Genomic DNA, 15,556 nt, shown 5'->3' on the forward strand with positions numbered 1-15,556 from the left:
GTAACGAGGCAAACTGTACGGCGCCAACTGTATCCATACAGCGGCCGGCCAGACTGGTAGCGTTACCCCATCCCACCCCGAGCTACCCGCCATGCCCCTGCGCCATATCCTGCTCGCCCTGCTGGTCACCCTGATCTGGGGCGTCAACTTCGTCGTGATCAAGGTCGGCCTGCACGACTTCCCGCCGCTGCTGTTCTGCGCCCTGCGCTTCGCCCTGGCCGCATTGCCGCTGATCTTCCTGCGCGGCCCGCTGCCCGCGCCGTTCTGGCGCATCGTGCAGATCGGCCTGCTGCTGGGTGTGGTGAAGTTCGGCCTGCTGTTCGTCGGTATGCACCTGGGCATGCCCGCCGGGCTGTCCTCTCTGGTGCTGCAGAGCCAGGTCTTCTTCACCGTGCTGATCGCCGCCGCACTGCTGGGTGAACGCCCCACCCCGCGCGCCTTGCTGGGCCTGGCGCTGGCCGCCGGCGGGCTGCTGCTGATCGGTCTGGAGCGCCCGCTGGGCGACAGCCTGCTGGCCTTCCTGCTGGTGATTGCCGCGGCCCTGGCCTGGGCTTTCTCCAACATCGCCACCAAGCGCTCCGGCGCCAGCGACATGTTGCGCCTGATCAGTTGGGTCAGCCTGATCCCGCCGCTGCCCTTGCTGGTGCTGTCGTGGATATTCGAAGGTCCCGAGACGATCGAGCATGCCGTGCTGAATATCAACTGGACCGGCGCCGGCGCGCTGCTCTACATCGCCTTCCTCGCCACCACCGTCGGTTTCGGCCTGTGGAGCTTCCTGCTGCGCCGTTACCCGGCCAGCCAGGTCACGCCGTTCGCGCTGGCGGTGCCGGTTTCCGGCCTGCTGTCGGGGTGGCTGTTCCTTGGCGAAGCGCTGACCACCCAGGACTGGATGGCCTGTGTACTGGTCTTCGTCGGCCTCGCCGTGACCGTGCTGCCGGCGTCGCTGTGGCGCCGCCGTACGACAGTGAGCGCCCAAGGCTGACCCGTACCTACAAAAGCGTCAGATTGCTGTGCCGCGGTGATCCATCACCAGTTGTCTTGGGGCATCAGTGAGAGACTGGCCGCTGCGGTTCGCGGCCGAGTTTCTCGCAGGTAGCCAGGTAGTCGTCCACGGCCTCTTCGAACGCCCCACGCAACTCGCTCACCGACTCGCCGTGAAAACCCATCACGTCGCGGATACCGGCGATGTGGCCGATGAACAGCCCGTCGTCATCGCTGTATTCGATGCGGGCGGCGTAGCCTTGATATCTCATGAAGGAATTGTCCCGCTCTGTTGGGCAGTCGTTCTGCCCTCGGGCTTTGGTATCTATCGGTAACCGCGATGACCACAAATCGGACGGGGCGCTCAGCCCTGTCCGAAAGCTCCTCAATGACAGCAATTCCCCGACTCGAGGTCCTTCAGGATCGGGCAGTCCGGGCGATGGTCTCCCTGGCAGTGGTCGCTCAGTTCCTGCAGGGTGTCGCGCAGGCTGCTGAGTTCGGCGATCTTGCGGTTCAGTTCGTCGATGTGCCGGGCGGCCAGGGCCTTCACATCGGCGCTGGCGCGCTGGCGGTCCTGCCAGAGGGCGAGCAGGTGGCCGACTTCCTCCAGGGAGAAGCCGAAGTCCCGCGAGCGGCGGATGAACGCCAGGGTGTGCAGGTCCTGCTCGCTGTAGTGGCGGTAACCGCTGGCGCTGCGGCCGGCGGGGGCGAGCAGGCCGATGGATTCGTAGTAGCGGATCATCTTTGCGGTCAGGCCGCTCTTCTTCGCCGCTTCGCCGATGTTCATGCCGATTCCTCTCGATCGAACGCCCCGCTTGCGCGGGGCGTGGGTGTCACTGGTGATCCTGCGGTTTCCAACGCTTGAGCAGCAGGGCGTTGCTCACCACGCTGACGCTGGAGGCGGCCATCGCCGCGCCGGCGACCATGGGGTTGAGCAGGCCGAAGGCGGCCAGGGGGATGCCCACCAGGTTATAGATGAAGGCCCAGAACAGGTTCTGGCGGATTTTCGCGTAGGTGCGCCGGGAGATGTCCAGCGCCGCCGGCACCAGCCTCGGGTCGCCGCGCATCAGGGTGATGCCGGCAGCGTGCATGGCCACGTCGGTGCCACCGCCCATGGCGATGCCCACGTCGGCGGCGGCGAGCGCCGGGGCGTCGTTGATGCCGTCGCCGACCATGGCCACCACCTTGCCGTTCTTGCGCAGGGCACCGACTACCTCGGCCTTGTCGCCGGGCAATACTTCGGCGTGCACGTCGTCCAGGCCCAGTGCATCGGCCACGACCTTGGCGCTGCCGCGGTTGTCGCCGGTGATCAGGTGACTGGCGATGCCGCGCTGGCGCAGGGCGTCGATGGCGGGCTTGGCGCCGTCCTTGAGGCTGTCGCCGAAGGCGAACAGGGCCACCACGCGGGCCTGCGGCTCGCGCTCGATCAGCCAGGACAAGGTGCGTCCCTGGGTTTCCCATTTCTGCGCGGATTCCGCCAGGTCGCCGGGCGGCAGTTGCAGTTCGTCCAGCAGGCGGCGGTTACCCAGTGCGAACAGGCGACCGTCGACCTGGCCCTGGATGCCGCGTCCGGCCAGCGCCTGGATGGCGTCGGCGGTGGTGGGGGCCAGACCGCGCTCGGTGCAGGCATCGAGCACGGCCTTGGCCAGCGGGTGTTCGCTGCCGCGCTGCAGGGCGCCGGCCAGGGCGAGGGCCTGGGCTTCGTCAGAGGCGGCGAGGTTGGTGACGCGCGGCTGGCCGGAGGTGAGGGTGCCGGTCTTGTCGAAGGCCACGGCGTCGACCGCATGGGCGACTTCCAGGGCCTCGGCGTCCTTGATCAGGATGCCGTGTTTCGCCGCCACGCCGGTGCCGGCCATGATCGCGGTGGGAGTGGCCAGGCCCAGGGCGCATGGACAGGCGATCACCAGCACCGCCACGGCGTTGATCAGCGCATGTTCCCAGCCGGCGCCGGCGAGCAGCCAGCCGACCAGGGTAACCAGCGCGATGCCGATCACTACCGGGACGAACACGTTGCTGACCTTGTCCACCAGCTTCTGGATCGGTGCCTTGGCGGCCTGGGCGTCTTCCACCAGGCGGATGATCCGCGCCAGCACGGTCTCGCCGCCCAGGGCAGTGGCCTTCACCCGCAGCACGCCTTCGCCGTTGATGGCCCCGCCGGTGACGGCATCGCCCACGCCCTTGGCCACCGGTACGCTCTCGCCGGTAATCAGCGCCTCGTCGGCATGGCTCTGGCCGTCGAGCACCTCGCCGTCCACCGGGAAGCGCTCGCCGGGGCGCACCAGCACTTCATCGCCCAGGCGCAGCTCGGCAATGGCGACGTCTTCCTCGATGCCGTCGCGGACGCGGGTGGCGTGTTCCGGGCGCAGGGCTTCGAGGGCGCGGATGGCGGCGGCGGTCTGGCGCTTGGCGCGGCTTTCCAGGTACTTGCCGAGCAGGATCAGGGTGATGACCACGGCGCTGGCTTCGAAGTACAGGTGCGGCATCTGCCCTGGCGCTGCGGCGTACCAGAGGTACAGGCTCAGGCCGTAGCCGGCGCTGGTGCCGAGAGCGACCAGCAGGTCCATGTTGCCGCTGCCGGCGCGCACGGCTTTCCAGGCGGAGACGTAGAAGCGCGCGCCGATGAGGAATTGCACGGGTGTGGCGAGCAGGAACTGCACCCAGGCCGGGAGCATCCAGTGCAGGCCGAACCAGTCGCCGATCATCGGCAGCACCAGCGGCAGCGACAAGGCGATGGAGGCAGCCAGCCACCAGCGTTCGCGAGCCAGGCGGGCTACCTGCGGGTCGACGCTGCGCTGGTCGGATTCAATGGGGCGGGCCTTGTAGCCGGCCTTGTCGACAGCGGCGATCAGCTCGGCGATATCTACCGCGCCGAGCAGGTCCAGGTGGGCGCGCTCGCTGGCGAGGTTCACGCTGACCTCGCGTACGCCGGGGACCTTGCGTAGGGCGCGCTCGACGCGGCCAACGCAGCTGGCGCAGGTCATGCCGTCGATGGCCAGCTCCAGGCTGTGCGCCGGCACTGCATAGCCGGCCTGTTCGACAGCTGCCACCAGGGCGGGCAGGGTGTCGCCGTTGGAGGGGCCGGCCAACTGGATGCGTGCCTGCTCGCTGGCGAGGTTGACGCTGGCTTCCTGCACGCCGGGTACCTTGCGCAGGGCGCGTTCCACGCGGCCGGCGCAGCTGGCGCAGGTCATCCCGGAGACCGGGAGGTCGAGTTCGATGGAGGTTGCGCTGTTCATGGGGCTCTCCCTGAAGTTCCCCAACAGGATCAACCTTGACACAAGGGTAAGGTCAACCCCTTCCCTGCGGTCCCTTGCCGCAGGTCATTGCTCCCCGTTCAACCGCCGCTGGAAACCGGCGTCAGGTACAGGCCGCTCTCGCTGTTGGCAATGCGGAACTTGCGCACCTCGCCGGCGCGCAGCATCACCGACTGTGCGCGCAGCGGCTCGATGCCGCCGTGGCAGAGGCCGGAGTTGGCGGTCTGCAGGCGCAGGGAGGTTTCGCCCGGCGGCAGGTTGAGGGCGACCTCGCCTTCGGGCTGCAGGCGCGAGACCTTCTGGTCCTGCACGTAGAGGTCGATGTCGCAGGCGGTGCCGGTGTCCAGGCGTTCGCGGCTGACGATCAGCACGGCGTAGGCCACTGGTTGGGCATCGGGGACCGGCCAGGGACTGGGCGTGGCGGGCGCCGGCTGGGCAGGAGGCGGCGGGGCCGGTGGCGTATCGGACGAGCCGTCGGCCTGCGCCAGTGCGCAGACCAGCAGGCCGAGGGTGAAAAGGAGGGAACGGCGCATGGGCGTTCTCCGGGAGGGGATCATCCGGGCAGCTTGGCTGAGAGCCTGACGCAGGACAAGCGTGTGGAAACAAATCACCAGGGGGCTTGACCTTGCCACGAGGGGAAGGTCGAGACTGCGTCCAGCGAATCATCACACGACAGGAGCTTTCCCATGCATACCTTCCAAGTCAAAGGCATGAGCTGTGGTCACTGCGTCCGCGCCATCACCCAGGCTGTCCAGGCTCTGGATGCGGCCGCGGAAGTCCAGGTCGACCTGGGGCAGGGCGAAGTGCGCGTCGCCAGCCGCCTGGACGAGGCGGCCATTCTCGCAGCGATCCGCGAAGAGGGTTACGAGGCCAAGGCGGCCTGAGTCTTCTTTCCTTCTGTCCTTCTTTCGTTCCTTCCGGGCCGGTTCCACGCCGGCCCATCAGGCCGGGGGCGCGTTCCAGTCGCGCACCAGCCCTCTGAACAGCACATCGAACAGGAAACGGGTCTCCCGCTCCGCGTCGAACAGTTCCGGGTCGCGCAGCCAGTCGCTGAGCAGGCCGAAAATCATCGCATGCACCGCGCGCGAAGCGATCTGCGGCGTCACGCCCGGCATCAGCCGACTACGGCAGCTCTCGCGGGTGAACAACTGCTCGCACAGTTCGATGAATTGACGGATGAAGTGGTTGTGGCGTTCCTCCGCATCGCGCAGTTCGTCGGTGAACTCGCAGCGTTGCAGCAGGATGGTGAGGATGCGCCGGCGTTGCGGGTGGCGCGCCAGGTTCTCGATGACTTCCACGCTCAATTCGAACAATGACTGTATCGGGTCGTGCCCGTCGCAGCCGGAGAGACGTTGTGCCAGTTGCTCGGGCGGCAGGCGTACCTGGTTGAGCAGATCGTTGAACAGATGAGCCTTGTTCTGGAAGTGCCAATACACCGCGCCACGGGTCACGCCGGCACTTCTGGCGATCTCCTCCAGGCTCGTGTTGGAGACGCCCTTGGCCAGAAACAGTTGCTCGGCCGAGTCGAGAATCGTTTGGCGCGTCTTTTCCGAATCTTCTTTAGTTCTTCGCATGGCACTTACTGGTATACAGGCTAGGATCACTACTCAGTTGGCAGTTTACTGATTTTAAAGTACGAACAGTCCCTTGCAGGCACTGGCGCAAGTGAACTCCTCTCAGTCAATATTCCTACCGCTTCGTTATTTTTGTCATTCCATGGAGAGGTTACATGCAGTTCGTCCGCCGTTTGCCCGTTGCAATTGCTGTATTCGGCATACCTGCCTTGTTCGCCACGGCGCTACAGGCTGAGGACAAACCTGCTGCTGCCGCACCGCCTCCGCCGCCGGTGACCGTGGAAGTCGCCAAGAGCTCCGTCGTCCCCGTGACGCTGGAATACGCCGCCCGCACCGCCGGTTACCGCGAAGTCGAGGTGCGTGCCCAGGTCAGCGGCATCCTGCAACGCCGCACCTATGAAGAAGGCCGTCCGGTCAAGGAAGGCCAGGTGCTGTTCCGCATTGATCCGCGTCCTTACCAGGCCGCGCTGGGCCAGGCCCAGGGAGCGCTGGCGCAGGCCCAGGCGCGCTACCGCCAGACCGACCGCGACTTGCGCCGTATCCGCGAACTGCAGAAGAAAGGCTTCGCCAGCGAGAGCGAGCTGGACCGCTACATCTCCAACTTCGAACAGGCCAAGGCCGACGTCGAAGCTGCCCGCGCCAACGTGCAGGCCAAGCAGATCGACCTGAACTACACCACGGTGACCGCGCCGATTTCCGGCATGGCGAGCAAGGAAGTCCGCTCCGAAGGCAGCCTGGTGGCCGCGGCTGATCCAGGCTCCAGCCTGCTGACCAAGCTCACCCAGCTCGACCCGGTGTACGTCAACTTCGCCTACCCCGACACCGAGGCGGCGCGCCTGCGCGACGGCGTGCAGAGTGGCCGGCTGAGCCTGCCCGCGGACGGCAAGCTGAGCGCCGAGCTGCACTTCGGCGACGGTAGCCAGTACCCCATCGAGGGCGTGGTCGATTTCACCGACAGCTTCGTCAACACCGGCACCGGCACTGTGAATGCCCGCGCCGTGGTGCCCAACCCGAAAAACCAGCTGATTCCCGGCCAGTTCGTACGTGTGCTGGTCAAGGGCATCACCCGCAAGAACGCGGTCACGCTGCCCGAGCGGGCGCTGGCCCAGGGCCCGCGCGGCACCTTCGTCTACGTCGTGGACAAGGACGGCTTCGCCCGCGTGCGGCAGGTCACCACCTCGCAGACCGTGGATGGCCGCTGGATCATCGACGCCGGCGTGGATGCCGGTGACCGGGTCATCGTCGATGGCCTGATCAAGGTCCGTCCCGATCAGCCGGTGAAGCCGGTCGAAGGTGGTGCGCAGCCCTCTGCGGCCAATACTGCCCAGACCCAGTCCTAAGGAGCGCCCATCGTGATTTCGCGCTTCTTCATCGATCGTCCGATCTTTGCCATGGTGATCTCCATCGTCATCCTGCTCGGCGGGATGGCGGCCATGCATGCCCTGCCGATTGCCCAGTACCCGGAGATCCTGCCGCCGCAGGTGTCGGTGACCACCAACTATCCGGGCGCCAGTTCGCAGGTGATCGCGGAGACCGTCGCTGCGCCGCTGGAGCAGGAAATCAACGGCGTGGAAGGCATGATCTACCAGCTGTCCACCTCGGACAGCAGCGGTGCCATGACCCTCACCGTGTACTTCCAGGTCGGTACCGATCCCGACCAGGCCACCATCAACGTCAACAACAAGGTGCAGGCCGCGCTGGCCAAGCTGCCGCAGGAAGTGCGCCGGCAGGGCGTGAAGGTGCAGAAGAAGTCCTCGGACATTCTGCAGCTGGTCATCCTGTACTCGCCGGACAACTCGGTCGATCCGGTGCAGATCAGTAACTACGCGCTGATCAACGTGATCGATGAACTCAAGCGTCTGCCCGGCGTGGGCGACGTCACCCAGTTCGGCGCCAAGGACTACTCCATGCGCATCTGGCTGCGCCCGGACAAGCTGGCGCAGTACAACCTGACGCCGACCGACGTGGTCAACGCCGTTCAAGAACAGAACTCGCAGTTCGCCGCCGGCAACTTCGGCAAGGAGCCCCTGCACACTCCGCAGGACTTCACCTACACGGTGAGCACCCAGGGCCGCTTCTCCGATCCTAAACAGTTCGAGAACATCATCCTGCGTACCGACAGCACCGGCGCCAGTCTGTTGCTCAAGGACGTCGCCCGGGTCGAACTGGGGGCCCAGGACTACTCGATGAAAACCACGCTGAACGGCCAGCAGAACGCGGCCTTCGGTGTGTACCTGCAACCCGGCGCCAACGCCCTGGATACCGCCGAGGCCGTGCGCAGCACCATGGACCGGCTGTCCAAGCGCTTCCCGCAGGGCATCGTCTACACCATCCCCTACGACACCACGGTGTTCGTGAAGGTGTCCATCGAGGAGGTGGTGCACACCTTCTTCGAGGCCCTGGTGCTGGTGATGCTGGTGGTCTACCTGTTCCTGCAGAACGTGCGCGCCACCCTGATTCCGGTGCTGGCGATCCCGGTGTCGCTGGTCGGTACCTTCGCCGGCATGTACCTGCTGGGCTTCTCCATCAACCTTCTGACCCTGTTCGGCCTGGTGCTGGCGATCGGCATCGTGGTCGACGACGCCATCGTGGTGCTGGAGAACGTCGAACGGGTGATGCGAACGGAGAAGCTCGGCCCACGGGAGGCGGCGATCAAGGCGATGGAAGAGGTGACCGGGCCGATCGTCGCCATCGTCCTGGTGCTCTGTGCGGTGTTCATCCCGGTTGGCTTCCTTGGCGGTCTCGCCGGGCAGATGTACCAGCAGTTCGCGATCACCATCGCGGTGTCGGTGGTGATTTCCGGCATCGTCGCGCTCACCCTGTCACCGGCGCTCTGCGCACTGATCCTCAAACCCGAGCACAAGGAGCCGGCAGCACCGTTCCGCTGGTTCAACCGCATGTTCGACAAGGCCACCGAAGGCTATGGCGCCGGTGTGCAGTTCTTCCTCAAGCGCGCCTCCATCGGCCTGCTGCTGGTCGGCGGGATGATCGCGCTGCTGGTGGTGCTGTTCGGCCGGGTGCCCGGCTCGCTGGTGCCTGACGAAGACCAGGGTTACGTGCTCAACGCCTACCTCCTGCCGCCGGCTTCCTCGCTCAAGCGTACCGAGGATCTGACCGGGGCGGTCTCCGATCAGTTGCGCAAGCACCCGGCGGTCAAGGACGTGGTGACCTTCTCCGGCCTGAACATCCTGACCAACACCAACGTCACCAGTGCTGGTGTGTCTTTCGTGACCCTCAAGGACTGGAAGGAACGTGAGGAACCGTCGCTGGACGCGCGCAACCTGACGCGCACCTTCATGGGCATGGGCATGCGTGAGCAGGACGGCGTGACCCTGAGCTTCAACCCGCCGCCGATCACCGGCATGTCCACCACCGGCGGCTTCGAGGCCTATATCCAGGACCGCAGCGGCGGCACCCCCGAACAGTTGCAGGCGATGGTGCAGAAGTTCATGGCCGCGGCGGCCAAGCACCCCGAACTGGCTGGCGTGACCACCACCTTCAACGCTGACGTGCCGCAGTACTACATCGACCTGGACCGCACCAAGGCGCGCGCCTTCGGTGTCGCGATCGACGATGTGTTCACCGCCATGCAGGCGACCTTCGGCGCATACTACGTCAACGACTTCAGCCTTTACGGCCGTACCTGGAAGGTGAACCTGCAGTCCGAGTCGGACTTCCGCCGCAAGCCGGAGGACCTCAAGCAGGTCTACGTGCGCTCCGCCACCGGCGACCTGGTGCCGCTCTCGACGCTGGTGGAGGTACGCCGCATCCTCGGTCCGGATACCTTCTCGCGCTTCAACGTGTTCCCGGCGGCCAAGCTGCTCGGCGGTCCGGCGCCGGGCTACAGCTCCGGCCAGGCGTTGGCGGCGATGCAGCAGGTGGCCGACGAGACCCTCGGCGAGGACTACATGCTGACCTGGATCGGTTCGGCCTACCAGGAGCTGGAAGCACAGGGCTCGGGTAGCCAGGCTTTCCTCTTCGGCCTGATCCTGGTGTTCCTCATCCTTGCGGCCCAGTACGAACGCTGGTCGCTGCCGCTGGCGGTGGTCACCGCGGTGCCCTTCGCGGTATTCGGCGCCATCCTCGCCATCTGGCTGCGCGGCCTCGATAACGACGTGTACTTCCAGGTGGGCCTGGTGACGCTGATCGGTCTGGCGGCGAAGAACGCCATCCTGATCATCGAGTTCGCCGTGCTCTGCCGCGAAGAACAGGGCATGGGCCCGATGCAGGCGGCGCTGGAAGCGGCCAAGCTGCGCTTCCGCCCGATCGTCATGACCTCGCTGGCCTTCATCCTGGGTTGCGTGCCGTTGGCGATCAGCACCGGCGCGGGCTCGGCCAGCCGTCACTCGATCGGTACCGGCGTGATCGGCGGCATGCTCGCCGCTACCCTGCTGGCGACCTTCCTCATCCCGATGTTCTACATGCTGGTGGAGTCGCTGTCCGACAAGCTCGCCGCCCGCAAGAAGAAGCCTGCGGAGGCCGAGGGTCACAAGGCCTGAAGCCAGGGCGGACCGGCAATGCGCCGGTCCGCCTACCATCTTTTCGGGAATTGATTAGTGAGCTTGCTAATTTCCCGACCATTGTCACAATGCAAGGCTTCGTCGCGCAGCGCGCTCGCGGCAGAACCTTACACCCCGTCCGCCCTGGCGCCTGAGCCGCCATCGCCGGTGTGTGCCCAGGTGACTTCATGAATCTCCGTATCCTGCTGATCCTTGGCGCCTTGAGTGCCTTCGGGCCAATGGCCATCGATTTCTATCTGCCCAGCTTCCCGGCGCTGGCGCACGCCTTCGACACCGACGTCGAGCACATTCAGCTGAGCCTGTCGGCGTACTTCGCCGGCCTTGCCATTGGCCAACTGCTCTACGGTCCGTTGGCCGATCGCATTGGCCGGCGCATTCCGCTGTTGCTGGGGGTGAGCATCTTCACCCTGGCCTCGCTGGCCTGCGCCTTCGTGCCGAACCTTGAGTGGCTGATCGCTGCGCGATTCGTCCAAGCGCTGGGGGGCTGCGCGGGCATGGTGATCTCGCGGGCGGTGGTGCGTGATCTGTGCGACCCGATTGCCGCCGCCAAGGCCTTTTCGCAACTGATGCTGGTGATGGGGCTGGCGCCGATACTCGCGCCGTTGTGCGGCGGCCTGCTGCTGGACCTGGCCGGCTGGCAGTCGATCTTCTATTGCCTGATGCTGTTCAGTGCGCTGGCCGGCGCGGCCATCGCCCTGTGGTTGCCGGAAACCATCCCGGCGGGCCCACGCGCCCCCTTGCGTGGGGCAGGGCGGCAGTATCTGTCGCTGTTTTCCGATCGCTCCTTCCTCACCTACGCGCTGACCGGCGGCGTCGCCGTCGCGGGGATGTTCTCCTACATCGCCGGCTCGCCCTTCGTGTTCATCCAGCTCTACGGCGTACCGGCCGAGCACTACGGCTGGATCTTCGGCAGCAACGCGGCGGGGTTCATCCTGATGGCGCAGGTGAACGCACGGCTGCTGCGCTATCGCGGGCCGGGTTTCTGGTTGCGCAGGGCGGTGTGGGTGTACTTCGCCTGCGGCGCGACGCTGCTGGCGATCACCCTGGCGAGGCCGGCTGAACTGTGGCCGCTGCTGATCCCGCTGTTCGGCGCCATCGCCTGCCTGGGCTTCCTGCTGCCCAATGCTTCGGCCTGTGCGATGGCCAGCCAGGGGCGGCACGCCGGAAGCGCGTCGGCCCTGATGGGGAGTCTGCAGTTCACCGTGGCGGCGGGCGCCTCGGCGCTGGTCGGCGCGCTGCACGATGGCTCGGCGCTGCCGATGGCCCTGGTGATCACCGCCTGTGGTCTGGCGGCCGCGCTGCTCGGCTGGTCCAGCGGACAGATCAGCGAACGCGCCGCCTGAACTGAATCAGCCCGCGGCGCGCTGGCGCAGCTCGGGCAAGTGGTGCGGTGCCCGCAACCGGGCTTCCAGGGTATCGACGAAGGTGCGAGCTTCCCGCTCGCTGCGGAAGCCGACGGCCTGTTGATCCAGGCAGACTTCCCACGGCTGGTTCTTGTTGGCGGAGGACGGGCGAACGAGGATGTGCATGATGGGCACCCCTGGACGGTCTCTTGAAGGGAATCTCAGTGTAGACCCGTCACCGAACGGTAAAGGATGCGACACGGGGTCGCCGACGGCCGGCCGGTCCGCCTTTCATGCGCCGCCGCGGCCCTGGCTCAGGCGCCTGCGGTAGGCGCTGGGCGAGAGCCCCATCACCTTGCTGAAAAGTCTTGAAAAGTAATAGCTGTCGTCATACCCGACGGCCTGGCTGACCTGTGCGATGCCGCAGGCGCTGCTGTCCAGCAGTTGGCAGGCGTATTCGATTTTCAGGTGCAGGAAGTGCTGGATCGGCGTGCGCCCGGTGAGCGCCCGGTAGCGGTTGACGAAGTGGAACTTGGAGAGGTTGCAGAAGGCCGCCAGCTGCGGCAGTTCCAGACGTTGGTGCAGGTTGTCGCGCATGTAGGAGTGCAGGCCATCCAGGTCGAGCCCGGCATCGCGAACCGGGCGCAGCAGCGGCAGTTGGCAGAGCAGGGCGCGCAGTCGGCTGGCGGCGAGCAGGAACGGCTGGAAGCGGTAGCCGCTCAGGCGCGCCTCCAGCAATTGGGCGAAGCCGCTGACCAGGATGTGCTGCAGGCCCCAGTGGCGGACCGGCGAATCTTCGTAGCCGGCGGCATGGCGCAGCCAGTCGGCGCCGTCGCCGCGCAGGTGCACCCAGTGGATCGTCCAGGGATTGGCGGGATCGGCATGGTAGGCGTGGGCCATGCCCGGTGGCAGCCAGATCAGGTCGCCACAGCCGACCGCCTGGGTCCGCCCCTGGGCAGCGAGTTCGCCCTGGCCTTCGCTGCAGTAGATCAGCAGGTGATCGTCGTGCTGCTCGCGGCTCATCTGGTGGTCGCGGGCGCGCCGGTAGTGGCCCAGGGAACTGGGATAGAGGTCGCGGCTGAGCGGGTGGGTGGAGAGCTTCTGCAGCAGTGTCGGCGGTAGCACCAGACGCAGGCTGTCGGCGGGAAGGGGCCAGTCCGAGGTTCTCGACATATGAGTAGTCCGCTCAGCAATTTAATCCAGCAAGAGCACAATTTAGTCGATCTCCGGCGCTGTGTGCCGGTGATAGCTTTGCCTTTGCGCGAAGTGTTCTGCCGTCCCTTGCGCAATAAAAGCCGGCTGTCGTCTGAGAGCGGTCGGCGTACGACCAAAGGTTGATGGTGGGGTGGTAAACCCCGGCCATACTCGTTGTTCGACCTCGATAACAACAAATAAGAGGCTCAGATGATGAACTACCGGCAGTGCTACGACCGCTCCATTGCGGAGCCGTCCTCCTTCTGGGCCGAGCAGGCCCGCCGCGTGGCCTGGTACCGCGCCCCGCAGGACACCCTGCAGTCCCTGCCCGACGGCAGCCACCGCTGGTTCGCCGATGGCCGCCTGAACTCCAGCTACCTCGCGCTCGACCGCCAGATCGAACTCGGTCGCGGCGAGCAGACCGCGCTGATCTATGACTCCCCCGTCACCCGGACCCAGCAACGCTTCACCTTCCTCGAGCTGCGCGACGAAGTCGCCCGCCTGGCCGGCGCCCTGCGCGCGCTGGGGGTGGAGCGGGGCGATGGGGTGATCATCTACATGCCGATGGTGCCGCAGGCCGCGATGGCGATGCTCGCCTGCGCGCGCATCGGCGCGGTGCACTCGGTGGTATTCGGCGGCTTCGCGCCCTACGAACTGGCGCTGCGCATCGACGACGCCAAGCCCAAGCTGGTCCTCACCGCCTCCTGCGGGCTGGAGTTCGACCGGGTCATCGAATACAAGCCGCTGGTGGACAAGGCCCTGGAGCTGGCGCTGCACCAGCCCGCCCATGTGCTGGTGCTACAGCGCCCGCAGGCGATGGCAGAACTGTTCGCCGGGCGCGATCTCGACTGGCGCGAAACCCTGGCCCGCGCCCAGCCGGCGGAGCCGGTGGAACTGGCCAGCGGCGACCCGCTGTACATCATGTACACCTCCGGCACCACCGGGAAACCCAAGGGCATCGTGCGTGACAACGGCGGCCATGCGGTGGCGCTGCACTATGCGCTGCCGACCATCTTCGGCCTGCAGCCGGGTGATGTCTGGTGGGGTGTTTCGGATGTCGGCTGGGTGGTTGGCCACTCGCTGATCGTCTATGGCCCGTTGATGAACGGCTGCACCACGGTGTTCTACGAGGGCAAGCCGGTGCGCACACCGGATGCCGGCAGCTACTGGCGGGTGATCGAGGAGCACAAGGTCAACAGCCTGTTCTGCGCGCCCACGGCGATCCGCGCGATCCGCAAGGAAGACCCCCACGGCGATCTGCTCAAACGCTACGACCTGAGCTCGCTGCGCCACCTGTTCCTCGCCGGCGAGAAGCTCGACAGCAGCACCCAGCACTGGCTGGAGGAACTCACCGGCAAGCCGGTGCACGACCACTGGTGGCAGACCGAGACCGGCTGGCCGGTGACCGCGCCTTGTACCGGCCTGGACGGCCACGACCTGCGCGCCGGCTCCACCAACCGTGCGGTGCCCGGCTACCACGTGCAGGTGGTGGACGACGAAGGCCACGTGCTGGGCCCGAACGAGCAGGGTTCCATCGTCATCGCGCTGCCGTTGCCGCCCGGCTGCGCGCAGACCCTGTGGAATGATCATCCGCGCTACCTGCAGGCCTACCTGAAGACCTATCCCGGCTATTACCACACCGGCGATGGCGGCTATGTGGACGAGGAGGGCTTCGTCTACATCATGGGCCGGACCGATGATGTGATTAACGTCTCCGGCCACCGCCTCTCCACTGGCGAGATGGAGGAGCTGCTGGCGCTGCATGATGCGGTGGCCGAGTGTGCGGTGCTGGCCGTGGCGGACAATCTCAAGGGCCATGTGCCGCTGGGCCTGGTGGTGCTCAAGGACGACGCCAGGATTGCCGAGGACGTGTTGCAGCGCGAGCTGGTGGCGCTGGTGCGCGAACGCATCGGTGCACTGGCCTGTTTCCAGCGCGCGGTGGTGGTCAAGCGCCTGCCCAAGACCCGCTCCGGCAAGATACTCCGCGCGGTGTTGCGCAAGATCGCCGATGGCGAGGAATACGCGCCGCCTTCCACCATCGACGACCCGAGCATCCTTGGCGAGATCGCCGAGCGCCTGGGCGCGGCCGGGCTGGCCAAGGCGAGCTGATCCCACGCGCCGGCCTTGCCGGCGTCTTTCCAGGGCCGCCTTCGGGCGGCCCTTTTTTATCCGCCGTCCCTGGTCAGGGTGGGTGGTGGCCAGGTGCTTCTATACTGTTCGATGAGCCTCTACGAGTGGTATTGCGGCTATGGTCACGGTCACCCAGGACATTCTCGACGAGGAAGAACGGGCGGCGCTGCGGGAAGTCACCGCGTCGACCCCGCGCAAGCCCGTGGTACTGCTGGTCGATGATGACCCCGCGGTACTGGCTGAGATGCGCGAGCTGATCGAGACCGCCAACATCCATTGCCTGGTTGCACACAGCGCCGCCAGCGCGTTGCGCCGCATCCGCCGGGACGAGTCGGACATCGACCTGCTGATCACCGACCTGCAGATGGAGCGCAAGGGGGCGGGGCTGGAGTTGATCCGCGAACTCAACGCCATCGGCACCTTCCTGCCGATCATCGTGCTGTCGGGCCAGGCCGATACCCGCGATGTGATCGAGGCGATGCGGCTGAACGTGATGGATTTCATGCTCAAGCCGGTGGACCCGGCGTACTTCCTGAGCACGCTCAATCGTTGTTTGTAGG

At 66.2% G+C, this 15,556-nt stretch carries 13 protein-coding genes and 1 pseudogene; 7 read left to right on the plus strand and 7 right to left on the minus strand.

Translation table 11 applies throughout. The features are described from left to right. Positions 1 to 91: 91 nt before the first annotated feature. The gene (locus O6P39_RS04330) at positions 92 to 982 is read left to right on the plus strand and encodes an EamA family transporter (protein ID WP_275610193.1); all 891 of its coding nucleotides are present in this window, start codon (positions 92 to 94) and stop codon (positions 980 to 982) included. A gap of 79 nt (positions 983 to 1,061) precedes the next feature. Here O6P39_RS04330 and O6P39_RS04335 read toward each other — a convergent pair. From O6P39_RS04335 to O6P39_RS04350, 4 genes and pseudogenes are all read right to left on the minus strand, one after another. Beyond that, a pseudogene (locus tag O6P39_RS04335) lies at positions 1,062 to 1,253 on the minus strand (type II toxin-antitoxin system HicB family antitoxin); the annotation flags it as partial. Positions 1,254 to 1,366: 113 nt separating this feature from the next. Next, entirely contained in the window at positions 1,367 to 1,768 is a 402-nt protein-coding gene (gene cueR, locus O6P39_RS04340; protein WP_275610194.1) for a Cu(I)-responsive transcriptional regulator, read from the minus strand. Between the two features lie 46 nt (positions 1,769 to 1,814). Further along, positions 1,815 to 4,217: a heavy metal translocating P-type ATPase gene (locus O6P39_RS04345; RefSeq protein WP_275610195.1), complete on the minus strand. Its 2,403-nt coding sequence runs from the start codon at positions 4,215 to 4,217 to the stop codon at positions 1,815 to 1,817. Between the two features lie 98 nt (positions 4,218 to 4,315). After that, on the minus strand, positions 4,316 to 4,768 hold the full coding sequence (locus O6P39_RS04350; RefSeq protein ID WP_275610196.1) for a hypothetical protein: 453 nt from the start codon (positions 4,766 to 4,768) through the stop codon (positions 4,316 to 4,318). A gap of 153 nt (positions 4,769 to 4,921) precedes the next feature. On the opposite strand from O6P39_RS04350, the gene O6P39_RS04355 reads away from it, so the two are divergent. Then, a complete protein-coding gene (locus tag O6P39_RS04355) occupies positions 4,922 to 5,119 on the plus strand; it encodes a cation transporter (protein WP_275610197.1) in 198 nt (65 codons plus the stop codon). Positions 5,120 to 5,176: 57 nt separating this feature from the next. Here the strand turns inward: O6P39_RS04355 and O6P39_RS04360 are convergent, their stop codons facing one another. Further along, complete coding sequence (locus O6P39_RS04360; protein WP_275610198.1) at positions 5,177 to 5,809, minus strand: TetR family transcriptional regulator; 633 nt, start codon at positions 5,807 to 5,809, stop codon at positions 5,177 to 5,179. Between the two features lie 155 nt (positions 5,810 to 5,964). Here O6P39_RS04360 and O6P39_RS04365 point away from each other — a divergent pair, with 155 nt between their 5' ends. From O6P39_RS04365 to O6P39_RS04375, 3 genes are all read left to right on the plus strand, one after another. Further along, positions 5,965 to 7,149 (plus strand): efflux RND transporter periplasmic adaptor subunit, encoded by a 1,185-nt coding sequence (locus O6P39_RS04365; RefSeq protein WP_275610199.1) that lies wholly within the window; start codon positions 5,965 to 5,967, stop codon positions 7,147 to 7,149. Between the two features lie 12 nt (positions 7,150 to 7,161). Next, entirely contained in the window at positions 7,162 to 10,308 is a 3,147-nt protein-coding gene (locus tag O6P39_RS04370) for an efflux RND transporter permease subunit (RefSeq protein WP_275610200.1), read from the plus strand. Positions 10,309 to 10,496: 188 nt separating this feature from the next. Continuing rightward, positions 10,497 to 11,672, plus strand: coding sequence for a Bcr/CflA family multidrug efflux MFS transporter (locus O6P39_RS04375; RefSeq protein WP_275610201.1), 1,176 nt, complete (start codon positions 10,497 to 10,499; stop codon positions 11,670 to 11,672). Positions 11,673 to 11,678: 6 nt separating this feature from the next. Here the strand turns inward: O6P39_RS04375 and O6P39_RS04380 are convergent, their stop codons facing one another. Together O6P39_RS04380 and O6P39_RS04385 are read right to left on the minus strand one after the other, a co-directional pair. Further along, the gene (locus tag O6P39_RS04380; RefSeq protein WP_275610202.1) at positions 11,679 to 11,858 is read right to left on the minus strand and encodes a hypothetical protein; all 180 of its coding nucleotides are present in this window, start codon (positions 11,856 to 11,858) and stop codon (positions 11,679 to 11,681) included. Between the two features lie 105 nt (positions 11,859 to 11,963). Continuing rightward, positions 11,964 to 12,845 (minus strand): AraC family transcriptional regulator, encoded by an 882-nt coding sequence (locus O6P39_RS04385; protein ID WP_275610203.1) that lies wholly within the window; start codon positions 12,843 to 12,845, stop codon positions 11,964 to 11,966. Positions 12,846 to 13,079: 234 nt separating this feature from the next. On the opposite strand from O6P39_RS04385, the gene O6P39_RS04390 reads away from it, so the two are divergent. Together O6P39_RS04390 and O6P39_RS04395 are read left to right on the plus strand one after the other, a co-directional pair. After that, positions 13,080 to 14,975 (plus strand): propionyl-CoA synthetase, encoded by a 1,896-nt coding sequence (locus O6P39_RS04390; RefSeq protein ID WP_275611885.1) that lies wholly within the window; start codon positions 13,080 to 13,082, stop codon positions 14,973 to 14,975. A 139-nt stretch (positions 14,976 to 15,114) separates the two neighbouring features. Then, on the plus strand, positions 15,115 to 15,555 hold the full coding sequence (locus O6P39_RS04395; protein ID WP_275610204.1) for a response regulator: 441 nt from the start codon (positions 15,115 to 15,117) through the stop codon (positions 15,553 to 15,555). The last annotated feature ends 1 nt before the right edge of the window (position 15,556 follow it).

Source organism: Pseudomonas sp. PSE14 (assembly GCF_029203285.1).
Taxonomy (GTDB): domain Bacteria; phylum Pseudomonadota; class Gammaproteobacteria; order Pseudomonadales; family Pseudomonadaceae; genus Pseudomonas.